Here is a 15,555-nt window from a genome sequence, read left to right on the forward strand (position 1 = left end):
AACCACCAGCAGAAAAGAAATAGCTGCCTAATCATTAGGTAGCTCCACTACGTGTCCACGATTTGCGGGCAACCCCAAACGAGTACCCACACGACGAGACGAAGAAAGGAAAACGTGTCGTCAAAGTACTCACGCCTCCCGATCATCACGTTTTTCAACGGTTCGTTGCCAGTGCTTAACTTGCAGATAATAGCGGACACCAAATACTAACGAAATGGCGAACGGGATTGCAGCTAGCCACTGCCAAGGAGAAGGAAGGCGAGCGATCAGCGAACTAATAAGAAGTAACCCAACTCCTGCTATGAACAACGTTTCTTTAGGTTTAGTGCTCATCTGGATGATCCCCTTCAACCCTTATGTGCTTAGTCCGTAAAACAACCAGTGACAACGCCATCTACAGAAAACAGCTCAAGTAACAAACTTGCAGCCTGCTCGCCACCATGAGCCTCAATACTTCTGCTAGCGGCAGCAATTGCTTCATTCTTGGACTTACCTGCCTTGCGAGCAGCATCGTAAGCTTTTTTAGCTTTGGAAGCAACAGCTTTGGCACCACCAGCACCCTTGATAACGGTTTTTAGTTTTGTCACCTTGGAGAAAATGAAAATATTAGCAGCCAGCGCCTTTGTTATCTCCCATGCGCATCCTCCTACGCTAGCACGAGGCTGAGTCAAATTGGAGAGATAATTGTCTTTCCAGGCAGAAAATGCCTCCTCGCTCTCCAATGCGCTATCGGGTATCTGCTCAATCGTTGCTAGAGCGTATTCCAATTCCTTCTGATTGAGCTCTGCACCTACTTCGATGGATGCTGTCATTGTGTTCTTCGATTCAAAACTATTGTTCTCTGCAGCAACTGCGGCATTTGTTGCTGCTAGAGACAGCGAGCCTGCAGTTAAAGCAGCTGTTAGAGTCTTGCAAACTTTATTCATGGTGTTTCTCCTTGCGTTTCGTTCCAGAAAACTGGCGATTCCTGGGGAGTTTTATCTACGTACCGGCTGAAAATGTGTGCCGGTAACACAGCAGAACCCTGCTCGGGGATTCCCCTGTGCTTCACAGGATCATCTGGTCTGATCCCGCTACGCGATAATCACTCGCCCGACTGATCGGACGAGTGTTCACTATCAAATTGTGATGTTCACGACCATATCACGATATTTTAGGTAAGCGCAACCTATATTATCTGGGGAGCATTTACAGGACTTGTAACCCCCGACTGTCATAAACGCTCTGCTCGGCTGAGTGGTTGCCGCGTCTGATGGCTCGGTCCAGCGCCATGATGGTGGCGATGGCTCCCCATCGGTCGAACACGATCTCACGGATATCAAACCGCGTTGCATTTTAAGAATGTTGATAAATGGGAAATCTGAGTCGGTATGGCTGACTAGTTGAGTCCACGGCGGCGGATCTTGGTCGCACAATAATGGCGCGCAGTATATTCCCACCCGGGAGTTCTCCCCAGGTGGGTGGTGGGTTGAGTATGGTCTGAGTCATACTGTGTGTATCTGAGTGCTTGTCGACGTTGTGCTTAAAGGAGCCCGCTGGTGTCTGAGAAATATTCCTGGGGTAATTCTGAACCCGGAAACTCTGGGTATGACTGGGGTGTGAGTGGCTCGCAGAGTAGTTGGTATGCTGCGCAACCGCAGAACAGTTGGGGTGCCTCCGATTCGCAGAACAGGGGCCAACAACCGGGAGGCGCATACGGTGCAGGCGGACCCAATGGGCGCGGTGGACCTGGCGGTGGGCCCGGTGCCGCAGCAACGGGTGGCAGCACTCTTAAAATTGTTGCGGTATCTGCGGCAATTATTGCGGTTGCTAGCGGTATTGCGTGGGCTGCGTTGTCTGCGGCTGGTTCTGATGATGCAGACGGATCCAACAATGTCGCTGCCGCAACAACAACATCATCGGATGCAGCGGAGTCGAGTGCTACGGAACCGAGTGCTAGCAAGTCCAGTACCGAGCCATCTACGACCAGCGAATCTACCGCCGAGTCTGCTGCCACCACGCAGAGCTCCAACAGTTCCTCTGCTGCGACATCCCCGGAACCAATCGTGACAACAAACACCAACTCAGGTATATCCGAGGCAGAAAAATGCGGGCCATATGCGGATAAGCTCAGCGATTTCCCACATAAAAACTTCTGCGCCTGCATTGCGACGGCGAATGGCTGTATCTAGCTGAAAAGGGAACTTCTAATAAGGGATTGTTCTACTGGGATGATGGCGGCTGGCAAATATTCAACATGGATGGTTCTATCGGTCCAGGAAATGTATCGTGCTACGACCCCGCCAGGTTGCAAGAAGCTGGGGTGCCACGCAGCGTACAGAGTGAACTAGCTGAGTGCTAGGTAAATACATCTACTGCCGATAACGAGCAGCCATCACCTACTCATCTACCTATGACCTCCGCAGTGAATAAGCAGGATTCTTCTTTCGCACCGGCCTGACTGTCAAGGTCGTCGACCCTTCCCAGGCGACAGTGCTGCCGGATGATTCTCATGCTGCGGAGCATATTGCGGGGTAGTGAGCCTACGTGTTGCTGTCCCGCGAGCGATTAGGCGTCGTTACGAGCGCGCTGCGCGAGCTTATTGCCCAACGCCTGGATTACCTGCACCACGATGATCAAGATGATGACGGTCAGAATGATCGCCACGGAATCGAACTGCTGGTAACCATAGGAGACTGCCAGGTCACCAACGCCACCACCGCCGATGGTGCCGGCCATAGCCGTGGCTGAAATCAGGGTGATCGTCGAAGTTGTCAGCGCCAAAATGATCGAGCTTTTGGCTTCAGGAAGCAAAAAGTACCGGATCGTCTGCCATAGCGACGCACCCATGGACTCAGCGGCTTCCAAAATACCTTCGTTGACCTCAAGTACAGATTGCTCGATGAGGCGTGCCATGAACGGGGCGATAAAGATAGTTAGTGGCACCAGCGCGGCAGTCATACCAATCGAGGTACCTACCAGTGCACGGGTAAACGGGATGATCGCCACCATCAAAATCACGAAAGGCAGCGAACGTACCGTATTCACCAAGAAGTTAGTTACCTGGAAAAGCACCCGCTGTGGGTACAAACCATGCGGGCGAGTCAGCACCAAAATGATGCCCAAGGGGATACCACCCAGCGTGCCCAACAGCAGGGAAAAACCGACCATGTATAAGGTTTGCCAGCCAGCTTCAGCATACTGTTCCAAGGTGACCTTGGTATCCAGGATCTGCGTAATATCCATTAGCTGACTACCTCCACATCAATATCGGCTTGCTCATCAATCCACCGCACTGCCTTGTCGAGCAGGCTGGAATCCTGCACAGCCTCGCGTGTAGAAAGACCCAATACCAGAGTCCCGACCGTCCCCGAGCGCAGTATCGTATCGGAGGCATGAATGATGTCGGTAGAAATACCTTTGTTGACCAGGTGATTAACCAAGTCTTTCGCTGCACCGTGCCTGTGCACCAAGCGAATGACTGCTCCGTAATTGGCCTTGTCGGTAACTTCTTGCACGGCGTCGGGAAGCGAATGGGGCAAAACATTTTCCACGAACCGGCGGGTGAGTGGTTGTTGCGGGTGCGCAAAAACCTCCGTGACCGACCCTTTTTCGATGATCCGACCGTTTTCCATTACCGCCACTGTGTCAGCGATTCGGGCAATCACTCCGATTTCATGCGTAATGATGATGACGGTGATGCCGAGTTGTTCATTGACCCGCATGATCAAGTCCAGTATCTGGCCTGTGGTCAATGGGTCCAGCGCGGATGTTGGCTCGTCGCACAGCAAGATCTTCGGGTTGGTTACTAACGCACGCGCAATGCCGACGCGTTGCCGCTGTCCACCAGAAAGTTGTTTGGGCAGATGGTCGGCGCGCTCCGCCAATCCCACCATTTCCAGGACTTCGGCGACGCGCTGGTCGATTTCGCGCTTCTTCGCCTTTGCAAGCACCAGTGGCATGGCGACGTTCTGTGCCACCGTTTGGGTTTCTAGCAGGTTGAAGTGTTGGAAGACCATGGAAACTTCGCTGCGTAGATCGCGCAACTGCTTTTTAGACAGTGTGCCGAGGTCCTGGTCGAGCACGCGCACGGAACCGCTGGTCGGCTTTTCCAGGCCGTTGATGGCGCGCAGCAAGGTGGATTTGCCAGCGCCGCTGGTGCCGACTACTCCAAAAATAGAGCCAGACGGTATTTCCAAGTTGATGTCTTGCAGCGCGTTGATTTCACCAGATTTACTGGTGAATGTTTTATGTAAATCGCGAAATGAAACGTGAGCCATGGCAGATGTACAGGTTAGGGTGCGGCCGGACTAGTTGGTGAGGGACTTTGGGATAAACCAGTAGTCGTCCTCGTTTTGGCTTTCGACGTAGTCGAGGAACTCTTGTGACCTGTAGGCGTCGATGACAGCCTGAGCCCACTTGGCATCCTTTTTATCTTCGGTGGTCACTGCCTGCAATATCAGGTCGTCGCTAAGATCCTCACTTTCCAGGGCAAGCGCAGGGTCCACACCGGAAGAATAGGAAATGGAACCCGGAATGATGCCCCAATCAACATCGTCTAAGGCGCGTGGGATCGTGGCCGAATCCATCGGCTGGATTTTCAGGTCGTGTGGATTGTCCTTGATGTCATTAACGGTGAGGAGTTTCTCGTCGGCATCATCGTTCATGGTCAGCCAACCCAGTTTTACCAAGATACGGAACGCACGGGTTTGGTTAGAACCATCTTGGGGGATAGCCACGGTTTGGCCCTTGTCGACGCCGTCGAGAGAATCAATGGACTTCGAGTAGATCTTGGTTTTCACCGTCGGAACATCGGTCAGGTTGATCAGGTCAGCGCCGGTTTCATTGTTGTAAACGTCCATGTACGCAATGTGCTGGTCGACGTTGAGGTCAATTCGGTCTTCCGTGAGGGCTACGTTGGCCTGTCGCAACTCGGAGAAGTCCGTGTAATCGATGGTATAACCCTCATCGCTCAAGATTGGCGCAATGCCGTCTTTAAATAATTCCGAGTAGGGGCCGGGGGAAGTGCCGACTTTAATCGTGTTCTCGTCGTCGGCGTTACCACCGGCGCACGCGCTGAGGGTAAACGTGGTAGCAGTAGCTGCCACTGTTGCGGTGATCTTGGAGAATGTTGGTTTCATTTGTTCGGTTCCTTTGCTTGTTTTAGCAGCGAGTATTACGTCCGTCTACAGTAGACTAAAAGGTTCAAAATGTATAGACAGATCGGTATAGAAAACTGATGATGTCTAGCTCAACGGCCACTATTGACTGATTTTTTTGATGTAGCTACTGCCATTGGGCTAATTGGTGGGATGCTCGAATTCTGCATCGGAAGGGAGGCACTTGAAAATGGTGCAGTGCAACAGTTTGCGTCGTGTGTGGGGTTGAACTATCTCCAGCTTCCTACTCAACATAACACCGTCTGTAAGTGGTGTTATGCTGCCTTGAACGTATTATAAATGCTGGTCAGGGAAGTTTTAGAGTCGATACATATTCTAAAATTACCCGAACATAACACCTTAACTTCCCACATAACATAACACCCGTGTTATGTTGAGTGTTATGTTCAGTGATATGCTGCCTGACCTGCGGAGAAACCGTTCTTGAGTAGGCGATTTAGCTTAGTGGTCTGGGTCCCGGCCTCTAAAACTCCGGCCGCAAAAACCCCAGCCTCTAATGCCGCAGCTTCCGCACCGCATGCAGCACCTGTGGCAGCCAGCTCGCCAGCAACAGCACCGCCAACAAACGGATGATCTGGATCGCCACCACCTCGGCACCAGCACTGCCTTCCGCAGACAACGCCAACACCGTCTCCAGCGCGCCGGGGCTGGTCGCCAGATAAGCCTCGAAATAGGTGATGTCCAGCCACGCCGTGAGCGGCCACGCGCTCAGCGCGCACACCGCCATCAGCGCACCCAAAAACGCGAACGTCGCCGGCAACTGCTTCGAGAAAAACGCCAGCGTATCGCGCTGCAACGAACCACCGCACACCCAGCCGATGGACAAAAACGCCACAATTGCCAAATACGCCGGCGGTGCCACCTCCACGCCGTCGGGAAGCACCGTGGCAGCCAGCACCGTGGCTAGTAGCGGCCCCAACGCCGTCGGCGCGGGCACGTGCAACCGTCGTGCGGCAGGCTCGGCACCCAGTGCAATCGCGGCGAACACCAGCAGCATCCACCACGGGCTATCGTTGCTCAAGCCTTCCTCATGTAGCTGCTCACTCATGAACAAGTGCACGATCACCGGCAGCGTCAGCGACAACACCAGCACTCGCAAAAACTGCGTGAGCATGACATAACGGAAATTCGCCCCGAAATCGATCGCCAGCGTAGAAACCACCGATGCCCCACCCGGCAACATCGACAGCACACCGGTCTCCGGGCTGATGTGTCGCGGCTGCGCGCGCGAAAGCAGCACGCCACCGATCACGCCCACGGTCACCGTAAACGCGGTCACAAACAACCCGGGAAGCAAGAAATTCAGCAGGTCAGCCGCCGGAATCTGCGTCAACGGCACCGCCGCCAACGTCATGATGATGCCGCGACCGAAACGATAAAACACCGGGTGCACATTCAGCTGCTCGCCCGTCGACAAGCTCCAGGTGCCAGAGATCAAAATCGCGCCGATAATCCACGCCGCCGGCAGCCCCACCGCATCCAGCGCCCACCCGAGCGCCACGGACGCGGGCGCGAGCAGGAACCACCGCCAGGATCGCGGCGTCCAGGATGGCAGTGCCCAGGATTGCGGTTTCATCGCTATCCACTGTAGCCGCCGAGCGGCCCTGCGAGCTTCGCCGCGTCCACTAAAATGTGCCGCATGACTGCTTCCACTGAGACTTCCGCGACCACTGCAACCAACGCAGGAACCACTGCACAGCAGAAAACTGCCCTGGTCACCGGCGCATCCTCCGGCATTGGTGCCGCCACCGCGAAAGCGCTTGCCGACGACGGCTGGCGCGTCGTCATCGCCGCCCGGCGCATGGACCGGTTGGAGAAACTCGCTGGCGAGATCGGTGCCACCGCGCACCAGCTGGACGTGACCAGCCAGGAAAGCGTCGACAAGCTGGCGGCAGCCGTCGGGCGCATCGACCTGCTGGTCAACAACGCCGGTGGTGCGATTGGGCTGGAATCGATCGCGGAATCTTCGCTGGAAGATTGGGACCGCATGTATGAGATTAACGTTGCCGGCACCGTGCGCGTGACCAAAGCGTTTTTGCCGTCGTTGCTGGCTTCTACCGATAACGCTGCAGGCGACAACGCCGGCCTGGTGGTCAACATCGGTTCGGTGGCTGGCTGGACCCCGTATGCCGGTGGCGCGGGCTATAACGCTGCCAAGCACGGGGTGCGGGCGTTCAACCGGGTACTGCGTCTGGAAAACCCGGGGACGCTGCGGGTTACCGAGATTGACCCGGGCCGGGTGGCTACCGAGGAGTTCTCGCTGAATCGTTTCCGCGGTGATGCCGAGAAGGCCGCCGAGGTCTATGCCGACAAGCTGAACCTGAGCGCCGAGGACATCGCCGAGGCCGTGCGCTGGGTCGCGTCACTACCGGCGCACATGAATATCGACACCATGCAGATCACCCCGCGCGACCAGGTCTAAAAGCAGCCGCGCTTAAAAACAGCCGCGTTTAATCGCCACCGCGGCGGTTCGGTAACCTGGCCGCTATGACGACTGCGGAGAATTACCCCAAGGTTCCCATCAGCGGTGACGCGATCAAGTTGGGCCAATTCATCAAACTGGCCAGTCTCGTGGCCACCGGTGGGGAGGCGAAAGAGCTGATCGCTGCCGGTGCGGTGACGGTCAACGGCGCGCCCGTCGACAAGCGTGGCGCCGCGCTGCACCCTGGCGATGTGGTGTGCATTGACGACGAGTGCGTGGCCGTGGCTGGCGCCGATGAGCTTGACGACGACGGTATGGGCGACGACGACTACTTCGACGAAGCCACCGCCGACGACGATTTCGATCCGGAAAAGTGGAGGAACATGTAATGCCCGCATTTATTGCTGAAGTTGGCATGCCCTATTGGGCGGATCTGACCACCTCAAACCCGCAGGCCGCGGTCGATTTTTATTCCGGGCTGTTGGGCTGGGAGATCTCTGGCGACGATTACCGCATCGCGCGCCTGCAGGGCTTGCCCGTCGCGGGCTTGATCCCGCAGCCGGAGGGCACCAACGCGCCCGATACCTGGGTGACGTATTTCTTGAGCGCCGACATCGATTCGGATATCGCGAAGGTACGCAAGCTCGGCGGTTCCGTCCTGGCCGATCCGCGCCAGGTGGAATTGGGCACCATGACCGTGCTTGCCGACGCCGCCGGTGGATTGTTTGGTCTGCTGCAGCCGAAGGGGGAGGATAAGTTCATCGCTGCTGGTGAGCCGTCGACCCCGGTGTGGCACGAGTTGACCTGCAATGCCGGTTTCGAGGATGCGGTGGAGTTTTACCACGAGCTATTCGACTGGGGTATCCGCACGCTGACCGACGATGAATCCGATGCGGACGGCGTCTACCCGAACGGCACCTATGCTGCGGCGATGGCCGACGGTGCGCCTTTCGCGGGGCTGTGGAAGGCCGAGGGGCAATTCCCGCCGCAGGTCAAGGGCTTTTGGCAGACGTATTTGGGTGTTGCCGATGTCGATGCGGCCGCTGCTCGCTGCGCTGAGCTTGGCGGCGAGGTCATCCGCGAGCCGTGGGATTCACCATTCGGGCGCCTGTGCTTGATCGCGGATCCGACCGGTGCCACCGTCACCTTGTGCGAGGTAGAAGAAGCCCCAGAAGAAGGTCGCGAAGAAGATCCCCTGGACGGCATCGACCTGCCGTAGTTTGACCTGCCGTAGTTTGACCTACCGTAGTTTGACCTGCCGTAGTGATCGTTACTGTAGTTCGATCTGCACCCCCGGTGGAGAAATGCCACACCTTCTGCTGGAGAAATCCATTACCCAATGATGGAGAAATCTATTTGTGTAATAGACGATGGCGTTTTCGTCGTCCCACTGACGGTGAAGGGGACAATATAAACACCATTAAATGATGGATCTCACACGAATGGTATTGATGCGACATTAATCATTGGGTACTTTGGTGAGTATCATGAACGTAAGTGACTAACGCAAGGGGTGGTGATTATGCGGTCTCTGTTTCCTCGAATTGTAGTAGCCGGATTTTCCTGAGTGGGCTTAATGTCTGGCGTCTTTGGTTCTGTTGCAGCGCAGGCAGAGCCAAGAATTTCGGAACCAAATGAGAGAATCGAATTTGAAATAAAGAATTTTGAATTTGATCTTCCGAAAGATCCGCAAATCTGCCGGAAATTACTATTGGATAATAACTTCGTCAAGACTCATGAGCGGCTCGAATACGGTAAAAAGGTAGAAGCGTTTAGAAAATCTGTACCAGAAGGAATCGCTGTCGAGTATGATGTAATTTCAAACGCAGGTGAGTTGAACGTCTACGAGCCTAGGTGGAACGTTGAGTGGGACTGGGGGCCACGACTCTATATGACAGGTGAAGAATTCTGGAGCTTGGGCGCTACAGGATTTAGTTCAGCGATTTGTAGTGTATTCGGTGGAGCCATCGGAGGCGCAGCATGTGGTGTTGTGGCGGAACTAGCGTGGAATAAGCTCGCGAGCGGAACGATCCTAGATGATCCACAATGTTATGATTTAAGTCAAGCGCTCAATATTGGCTGGGAAAAAGCACCAGCACACAAATGTGACTAGGTCTTCGATAGTGTACGCAGTTTACAGGTACGCACAGGTAGATGTATGAGCAAGCATGATGTAGAGCATGAAAAAGTCCGAAAACAGTCACTCTTCGTCGGCTGTCTAATTTTGCTTTTAATGCTGGCAACGGTTTTTGGGGGTGGTCTGAATTTTGAAAACCTTTTGGTGTTCGCTTTAGCAGCCGCGGTTCTGTTGTACTTGGTACGAAACCCTATTCCTCATTCCAGTAATACACTTGGCATAGTGCTCGCAGGCTGCATTTTGCAAGCACTGTCAATTTTTGATGTCTGGGGAATTACTCAGACAGCTGGCCTAGGTTTTGTAATTGGCGCCGTGGTCCTGGTGATGCTGCGCGAGTACAAGACACGATCATTTGGCAAGAAACTGTACGAGGAAGAATCGCGGAATAATAACTCAAGTGTATAGCTCCGCGACTATGAAGTTTGCCCGAGATAGTGCTGGAATCGACCTGACGTAATTGCGGCTGATTTGTGGAGAAATGCCACACCTTCTGCTGGAGAAATCCACTAGGTTCTACCGGAGAAATCCGGTAGGCAGGGGTGGAGAAATGCCGCAGGCTGCTAGGCTGGGGGTGTGAATGAATATCAAAAACGCCATCTTGACCAGTCAATTTCGACGGCACTGTAGTCTGCCCCGGCTGTAGTGATCGCTGGTCCGCGTGCCTGTGGGAAAACCGAAAGCGCCTTGCAGTTTTCGGCTTCCCAGATTTATCTCGATTCTGCAGATAAGCGAGCGGTTCTTGCGCGCGAACAACCCGCCAGCGCATTGCATGGCGAGACTCCGCGCTTGCTGGATGAGTGGCAAGCGGTGCCGGAAGTCTGGAATGAAGTGCGCCACGAGGTGGACCGTCGTCGGCAAGCGGGCCAATTTCTGCTCACCGGTTCTGCTACTCCTGATGAGCATCCAATGCGTCATTCTGGGGCGGGGCGGTTTCGTCGCTTGCGCATGCGGATGATGACGTTGCAGGAAACCGGTGATTCCACCGGGGAGGTGTCCTTGGCCGCGTTATTGCGTGGGGAATCACCTGCGATCGCGGAATCCGAACGTGATTTTTCCGAACTCATCGCGCGTGTTGTCCGAGGTGGATGACCGGGCGCATTGAATATGTCGCACGAGGCCGCCGTAGAGATGAACCACTCGTATCTTGACGACACGTGTGAGCACGATTTTCCTTCTGTTGCTGGTCCGCGCAGGGATCCACGTCGGATCCGCGTGTTTCTGGAGGCGATCGCTGGTTTTTCGGCGCAACCTGCTACTTTTAGTGCGATTGGCCGCAGGATGAAGGATGCTGCGGCATTGCTCATCGGCGAAACTGCGCCATCTGTGCTGCATGATTTCGCCGAGCGTATGTTTTTAACCGAGGATCAACCAGCCTGGGCACCGAAGCTGCGTTCACGGACCGCCGCGATACAAACACCGAAGCGTCACTTATGCGATCTTTCGCTGGCAGCCGCACTACTCGGGGTGAATGCTGATCGGTTATTGGCAGAGCCCGAGTCGCTCGGGTTTTTATTTGAAAGCCAGGTGGTCCATGATTTGCGGGTGAGCGCAAAAATCATCCGGCCGCCGGAAGCACTTATCGTGGTGGTCCCGAGTGGCCTGGCGTATCAACGAGACGACGGCGTTGTCGTCGTCCCGCTGACAGTGCTGGGGGAATAACTGCGATCAGCAATTTTTGCCGAAGGTGAAGTGTCCAGTCATCTGTTGTGCTTCATGCTCTGGCCCCAGTGGGATGCCTTTGCGCTCACGCAGCAAGAACGTGCAGACGAACCCGACAGTGGACATACCGACGAGGTAAACAGAGATTGCAAACGTGGTGCCGGTAGCTTCCAGCAGAGCGGCGGCAATCATTGGTGCGAAGGCACCACCGAAAATGGACCCGATGGCATAGGTGATGGATACGCCGGAGGCGCGAATTGAGGCCGGGAACAGCTCCGCGTACAGCGCGGACTGTGGACCATAGGTTAGTCCCAAGCCGACGGTTAGACCGATGAGTGCCAGGTACAGCATGCCCAACGACCCCGTATTCACCAGCGGGAACAATGCGGCGGCACCGATGCCCTGCAGCACGAAGCCGATCAGGTACGTCATTCGTCGTCCGATATGGTCGGAGATCCACCCAGCGAATAGCGTCGAGAGCATCCAGGTCACAGCAGATAAGGTGACGGCGTTGAGGACGTCGCCACGATCCAGACCAATCGGGCCATCTGGGCTGGTGGTGTAGTTCTGGATGTACCCACCCGTGGTCATATAACCAACAGCGCCATTACCTGCGAAAACCAGCGCTGCGGTGAAGACGAGCGGCAAGTAGCGTTTGAATAAAATTCCGATTGGGTTGGTCGCTTCGGCATCTTTGCGCTCAGAGATCTCACGGAAAACTGGGGATTCGTCGACGCCCATTCGCACCGCATAACCAATGATCACCAGCACGATGCTGAACAGGAATGGGATACGCCAACCCCACTCCAGAAATGCCTCGCCTGGTGCGATGGTGTTCATGATCGACAAAACACCAGACGACATCAGCAAACCGAGAGGCACACCGACCTGCGGGCCAGCGCCGTATACACCACGTTTGTTGTTTGGGGCGTGTTCTACGGCCAGCAACACAGCCGAGCCCCATTCGCCACCTGCAGAAATTCCCTGGATGATGCGCAGGCTGATCAGCAGAATTGGAGCCCAGATTCCCCAGGTGTCGTAGGTTGGCAGCACACCAATGAGGGTGGTGGCACCGCCCATGGCAAACAGCGTGACCATCAAGACGGTGCGGCGACCTAGCTTGTCACCGAAGTGACCTGCTAGGAACGCGCCGAGCGGGCGGAACAGGAACGACAGACCGACCGAAGCGAAGGAGACTATCGTCGCCAAGCCGCCTTCTAGCGGGCCGAACATGAGCTGGTTGAATACGAGGCCAGCGACGGCAGCGTAGAGGAAATAGTCGTACCACTCGATCGCCGTACCGATGGTGGTTGCCGCAACCACACGGCGGCGTTCTTTCGCCGTGATGGTTGGTGCCGTGGTTACTGTCATAGAAGTCCTTTCGGGAGGGGGCGGGGGCTTGCTTGTTTATGAGTCATGGTCGTGCACTGAGTAATCGTGAATTGTGGCTAATGTGTTGCACGTTCTTCGCGACCCTGCCTCCTCGGCTGGCCTCGGGCCCGCGCGTCATGCTTTGCGAGCTTTGCTTTTAGCTGCTCGTGATACACCGGTGCTAGGCAACCGATCGTGACGATGTGCCGGGCTAAGTCTATATCACCCATTTTCGCGCGGAACGCCGTACCCATGGTCACGTCGTGGTAGCGGCTGCTTGTCGATGCCGGTGTAGTCATGGCGCCCACTTGGATCGTGTCTACGGACGGCGACGTTGGTGGAGATGCCTTTTATGGTTTCATTCTGGCAGAGTGTGATGGCCTGAATGTGTGGTGCTCTGAGCTGAGAAATACTGGCACTATTGTGCTGGGCATAGTGGCATGGTGCACCTCAAAATTGATAACTATTGATAGAACCGTTCGAATTATCAATAATTATCAACCGGATTAGCTTGAGGAATCTAATGCAGAACACCCCCTATACACCAGGACGCGTCACTGCCCACCTTCCTGGGCGTGAAAAGCTGCGCTGCACAGGGCTGGGGGCTATCCGTATTTCTTACAGCTTATTGGTGATGAGGTCTGGAAGGCTGCTGGTTTCCCGGATCCTGGCGAAACGTTGCTGATGTCGCATTTTGAAGCAGCAGAAAGCCGCTTTCAAGAAAGTCAGAAACATTTTTATCGTGCCCGCTGGAAGAAAGCTACGAAGCGGGAGATGGATTTTTTGGCCGCGATGGCTGAGCACGAAACGCCTTATATTAAACGAGCGGCGATCGCTGACTCAATGGGCGTGAACACGACGAATCTCAGTGAGCTGCGGAGGTCATTGATGGATAAGGGGCTCATTGAATCACCAAAGCACGGGTTTTTAACTTTTACAGCGCCGGGATTTGCAGAGTTTATTCGCTCTGAATATCTGCTTGACGACGAATAACGATTGAAATAACACCTCGGAGTTTAAAACGGCGGCGGATCGTCAGACTTCTGCTGGGCGGCCGCCACCCAGGGGTCGCCTGCAACCTCCGGCAGAGTGACTGTGCATTCGTCTGTGCGATCCCGGGATTCAGCCACTGGGTCGAGGTTCCGTATCGAAGTAATTGCTTCTTGGATTTTGTCGATGTGTTTCCGGCAGGCGGCAATCTTGATCGTGCGGAAACTGTCGTGATCTAGCATGCTTTGTAGTTTTAAAATGTCGCTGTACCAGAGCTTTTGCTCTTCTGCCATTGTTTCCGATGTTCTCGATGCTCTCGAAGATCTCGAAGTTTTCGGAGTCTGCGACAATTTCGACATCCCCGGTGTATCTGCTTGGTTGTTTTCTACGGCCAGACGCTGCATTTTTTGTGCTTCTTCGCGCTGTGCTTTGCGGTAGCACGACATTTTCTGTGCCACGGTTTGTACCCAGCGGCGGTTCGGTTTAGCTAGTGGGCCTTCTGCGTCGGTGGATTGCCAGGTGCCGTCGGCGAATAACCACACGATGGTTCCGGTGGCTGGTTCGAAGATGGGTCGGGCGCGTTTGTCGGTTTTGATGTTGTGGTGGTGTTGGCATAGTGAGATGAGGTTGGTTGGGGTTGTTGGCCCGCCGTTGTGGTATTCGATGACGTGGTCCATTTGGCAGATGGTTGCGGGTTTTGTGCAGCCTGGGTAGCGGCAGTGTCCATCGCGGCCGGTGACGGCAGCGCGCATGGTTGGTGTGGTGGTATAGCCTGTGACTTCGTGGTGCGCAGTGGCATCCATGTCGTGGTGCTTGTCCGCCTTATCGGCGAGGGCGTCGGCAGAGGTGCCAAACAGCGTGGTTACACCGGCACCGGTATCTGTGGAGATAAACAGTGGGGCGTCGGCAATATCGTTGGCGCGGTAGCAATTTAGGGTCACGGATGTGTGTGCTTTGCCCAAGAGCAGATCGATGGTGGCGTCGCGAAGCGAAAGTCCGGCTTGTTTCGCGTGCTCGCGGATGTGCGCATCGATTGTGACTGCAGTGGCGGCGTCGGTATCGAAGCGAATTTCATGCGTATCGGTATCGTTGCGCTCAAAATCGGGAATATCATTGACGCCGTAGGTCTTCCTGGGTGATTCCTTCTTCTTGTCTTTGCGCACCGAAGAATCAAGGGCATCAATTTCGCGAGTGATCCGGTTTCTGATGGTTCTTCTCGACGCCATCTGCTGGTTCGGTTTCGTTGGAGTGAGAAGCTCTACGAGCAGCTCATCTACGGCGGCAAACAAGCCGGCATTGACGGCACCTGCTTTATTCAGAGCACGATCAATGGTGACCCAATGGTCGAGATCTAATTGCCACATCGAGGTTGCTAGCTTGCGCAGCCGCGGAAGGTCTGACATGCGGTAAAACGCGCTGGCGATGTCACCGGCCTTGTGGTTACCAACGCCGCTGGCTGCAGTGATATACCGCAACATGAGGTCGTAATCATCGCTGGCAAGATCAGTGATTCGCTTCCACGCAAAATAAGCGTGACGACGCAGCTCCAACATCGTCATGGCGTCTTTATCATGTGGATTGCAGTGGGTGAAATATGCCTCTGGGAACTCAGACGAATGCTGGACGCCTTGGTGGTTTTTGCGGCGATGATTGTTCCGTGCCATGACGTCCCTCCCCGAACGTGATTGCTAACTAGAATGATTCTAGTCTAGCGATAAAAAGACTAAAAAGCAATGGTGTTCGAATGGAAACGTGTTCCAAGAAATTGGGGTGCGGTGGTATAGGTCTTTGGGGAGGCGAGGTATGGTGTTTGAATA

The 15,555-nt window shown here is 54.9% G+C and carries 18 protein-coding genes; 9 read left to right on the top strand and 9 right to left on the bottom strand.

The window, feature by feature from the left end:
• Positions 1 to 129: 129 nt before the first annotated feature.
• Positions 130 to 333 carry a hypothetical protein gene (locus QP888_RS08310; RefSeq protein WP_284813082.1) on the bottom strand — a complete coding sequence of 68 codons (204 nt, stop codon included), beginning with the start codon at positions 331 to 333 and terminating at the stop codon, positions 130 to 132.
• 29 nt (positions 334 to 362) lie between these two features.
• The gene (locus tag QP888_RS08315) at positions 363 to 926 is read right to left on the bottom strand and encodes a hypothetical protein (protein ID WP_284813083.1); all 564 of its coding nucleotides are present in this window, start codon (positions 924 to 926) and stop codon (positions 363 to 365) included.
• 612 nt (positions 927 to 1,538) lie between these two features.
• On the opposite strand from QP888_RS08315, the gene QP888_RS08320 reads away from it, so the two are divergent.
• Positions 1,539 to 2,171, top strand: a complete 633-nt coding sequence (locus QP888_RS08320; RefSeq protein ID WP_284813084.1) for a hypothetical protein — start codon at positions 1,539 to 1,541, stop codon at positions 2,169 to 2,171.
• 376 nt (positions 2,172 to 2,547) lie between these two features.
• Here QP888_RS08320 and QP888_RS08325 read toward each other — a convergent pair whose 3' ends face one another.
• The 4 genes from QP888_RS08325 to QP888_RS08340 all read right to left on the bottom strand — a co-directional run bounded on the left by QP888_RS08325 (position 2,548) and on the right by QP888_RS08340 (position 6,735).
• Complete coding sequence (locus QP888_RS08325) at positions 2,548 to 3,225, bottom strand: methionine ABC transporter permease (protein ID WP_259802803.1); 678 nt, start codon at positions 3,223 to 3,225, stop codon at positions 2,548 to 2,550.
• A complete protein-coding gene (locus QP888_RS08330; RefSeq protein ID WP_284813086.1) occupies positions 3,225 to 4,259 on the bottom strand; it encodes a methionine ABC transporter ATP-binding protein in 1,035 nt (344 codons plus the stop codon). The genes QP888_RS08325 and QP888_RS08330 overlap by 1 nt, the downstream gene beginning before the upstream one ends.
• Positions 4,260 to 4,289: 30 nt before the next feature.
• Complete coding sequence (locus QP888_RS08335) at positions 4,290 to 5,120, bottom strand: MetQ/NlpA family ABC transporter substrate-binding protein (protein WP_284813087.1); 831 nt, start codon at positions 5,118 to 5,120, stop codon at positions 4,290 to 4,292.
• 532 nt (positions 5,121 to 5,652) lie between these two features.
• Positions 5,653 to 6,735, bottom strand: a complete 1,083-nt coding sequence (locus QP888_RS08340; RefSeq protein ID WP_284813089.1) for an AbrB family transcriptional regulator — start codon at positions 6,733 to 6,735, stop codon at positions 5,653 to 5,655.
• 63 nt (positions 6,736 to 6,798) lie between these two features.
• Between QP888_RS08340 and QP888_RS08345 the strand changes: the two genes are divergently transcribed.
• The 7 genes from QP888_RS08345 (at position 6,799) to QP888_RS08375 (ending at position 11,377) form a co-directional block, all read left to right on the top strand.
• Complete coding sequence (locus QP888_RS08345; protein ID WP_284813091.1) at positions 6,799 to 7,581, top strand: SDR family oxidoreductase; 783 nt, start codon at positions 6,799 to 6,801, stop codon at positions 7,579 to 7,581.
• A gap of 65 nt (positions 7,582 to 7,646) precedes the next feature.
• Positions 7,647 to 7,970, top strand: a complete 324-nt coding sequence (locus QP888_RS08350) for an RNA-binding S4 domain-containing protein (RefSeq protein WP_284813092.1) — start codon at positions 7,647 to 7,649, stop codon at positions 7,968 to 7,970.
• Positions 7,970 to 8,800, top strand: a complete 831-nt coding sequence (locus tag QP888_RS08355) for a VOC family protein (RefSeq protein ID WP_284813093.1) — start codon at positions 7,970 to 7,972, stop codon at positions 8,798 to 8,800. Before QP888_RS08350 ends, QP888_RS08355 begins: the two co-directional genes overlap by 1 nt.
• Positions 8,801 to 9,157: 357 nt before the next feature.
• Positions 9,158 to 9,694: a hypothetical protein gene (locus QP888_RS08360; RefSeq protein ID WP_284813094.1), complete on the top strand. Its 537-nt coding sequence runs from the start codon at positions 9,158 to 9,160 to the stop codon at positions 9,692 to 9,694.
• 45 nt (positions 9,695 to 9,739) lie between these two features.
• Entirely contained in the window at positions 9,740 to 10,123 is a 384-nt protein-coding gene (locus tag QP888_RS08365; RefSeq protein ID WP_284813096.1) for a hypothetical protein, read from the top strand.
• Between the two features lie 237 nt (positions 10,124 to 10,360).
• Positions 10,361 to 10,807, top strand: a complete 447-nt coding sequence (locus QP888_RS08370; RefSeq protein ID WP_284813097.1) for an AAA family ATPase — start codon at positions 10,361 to 10,363, stop codon at positions 10,805 to 10,807.
• Positions 10,808 to 10,822: 15 nt separating this feature from the next.
• On the top strand, positions 10,823 to 11,377 hold the full coding sequence (locus QP888_RS08375; RefSeq protein WP_284813098.1) for a DUF8612 domain-containing protein: 555 nt from the start codon (positions 10,823 to 10,825) through the stop codon (positions 11,375 to 11,377).
• 6 nt (positions 11,378 to 11,383) lie between these two features.
• Here the strand turns inward: QP888_RS08375 and QP888_RS08380 are convergent, their stop codons facing one another.
• Positions 11,384 to 12,748, bottom strand: coding sequence for an MFS transporter (locus QP888_RS08380; protein ID WP_284813099.1), 1,365 nt, complete (start codon positions 12,746 to 12,748; stop codon positions 11,384 to 11,386).
• Between the two features lie 77 nt (positions 12,749 to 12,825).
• A complete protein-coding gene (locus tag QP888_RS08385; protein WP_284813100.1) occupies positions 12,826 to 13,047 on the bottom strand; it encodes a hypothetical protein in 222 nt (73 codons plus the stop codon).
• Positions 13,048 to 13,432: 385 nt separating this feature from the next.
• Here QP888_RS08385 and QP888_RS08390 point away from each other — a divergent pair, with 385 nt between their 5' ends.
• Positions 13,433 to 13,741: a DUF8462 domain-containing protein gene (locus tag QP888_RS08390; protein WP_284813101.1), complete on the top strand. Its 309-nt coding sequence runs from the start codon at positions 13,433 to 13,435 to the stop codon at positions 13,739 to 13,741.
• A gap of 23 nt (positions 13,742 to 13,764) precedes the next feature.
• Here QP888_RS08390 and QP888_RS08395 read toward each other — a convergent pair whose 3' ends face one another.
• Complete coding sequence (locus QP888_RS08395) at positions 13,765 to 15,402, bottom strand: HNH endonuclease signature motif containing protein (RefSeq protein WP_284813102.1); 1,638 nt, start codon at positions 15,400 to 15,402, stop codon at positions 13,765 to 13,767.
• Positions 15,403 to 15,555: the final 153 nt, after the last annotated feature.

The sequence above is a fragment of the Corynebacterium sp. MSK297 genome (assembly GCF_030232885.1).
Lineage (GTDB): Bacteria > Actinomycetota > Actinomycetes > Mycobacteriales > Mycobacteriaceae > Corynebacterium.

Coding starts and splice junctions, on each gene's coding strand:
- QP888_RS08345 (WP_284813091.1), top strand. CDS start 6,799: ATGACTGCTTCCACTGAGACTTCCGCGACCACTGCAACCAACGCAGGA.
- QP888_RS08340 (WP_284813089.1), bottom strand. CDS start 6,735: ATGAAACCGCAATCCTGGGCACTGCCATCCTGGACGCCGCGATCCTGG.
- QP888_RS08390 (WP_284813101.1), top strand. CDS start 13,433: ATGTCGCATTTTGAAGCAGCAGAAAGCCGCTTTCAAGAAAGTCAGAAA.
- QP888_RS08385 (WP_284813100.1), bottom strand. CDS start 13,047: ATGACTACACCGGCATCGACAAGCAGCCGCTACCACGACGTGACCATG.
- QP888_RS08315 (WP_284813083.1), bottom strand. CDS start 926: ATGAATAAAGTTTGCAAGACTCTAACAGCTGCTTTAACTGCAGGCTCG.
- QP888_RS08335 (WP_284813087.1), bottom strand. CDS start 5,120: ATGAAACCAACATTCTCCAAGATCACCGCAACAGTGGCAGCTACTGCT.
- QP888_RS08325 (WP_259802803.1), bottom strand. CDS start 3,225: ATGGATATTACGCAGATCCTGGATACCAAGGTCACCTTGGAACAGTAT.
- QP888_RS08395 (WP_284813102.1), bottom strand. CDS start 15,402: ATGGCACGGAACAATCATCGCCGCAAAAACCACCAAGGCGTCCAGCAT.
- QP888_RS08360 (WP_284813094.1), top strand. CDS start 9,158: ATGTCTGGCGTCTTTGGTTCTGTTGCAGCGCAGGCAGAGCCAAGAATT.
- QP888_RS08355 (WP_284813093.1), top strand. CDS start 7,970: ATGCCCGCATTTATTGCTGAAGTTGGCATGCCCTATTGGGCGGATCTG.
- QP888_RS08365 (WP_284813096.1), top strand. CDS start 9,740: ATGAGCAAGCATGATGTAGAGCATGAAAAAGTCCGAAAACAGTCACTC.
- QP888_RS08330 (WP_284813086.1), bottom strand. CDS start 4,259: ATGGCTCACGTTTCATTTCGCGATTTACATAAAACATTCACCAGTAAA.
- QP888_RS08380 (WP_284813099.1), bottom strand. CDS start 12,748: ATGACAGTAACCACGGCACCAACCATCACGGCGAAAGAACGCCGCCGT.
- QP888_RS08310 (WP_284813082.1), bottom strand. CDS start 333: ATGAGCACTAAACCTAAAGAAACGTTGTTCATAGCAGGAGTTGGGTTA.
- QP888_RS08350 (WP_284813092.1), top strand. CDS start 7,647: ATGACGACTGCGGAGAATTACCCCAAGGTTCCCATCAGCGGTGACGCG.
- QP888_RS08375 (WP_284813098.1), top strand. CDS start 10,823: ATGTCGCACGAGGCCGCCGTAGAGATGAACCACTCGTATCTTGACGAC.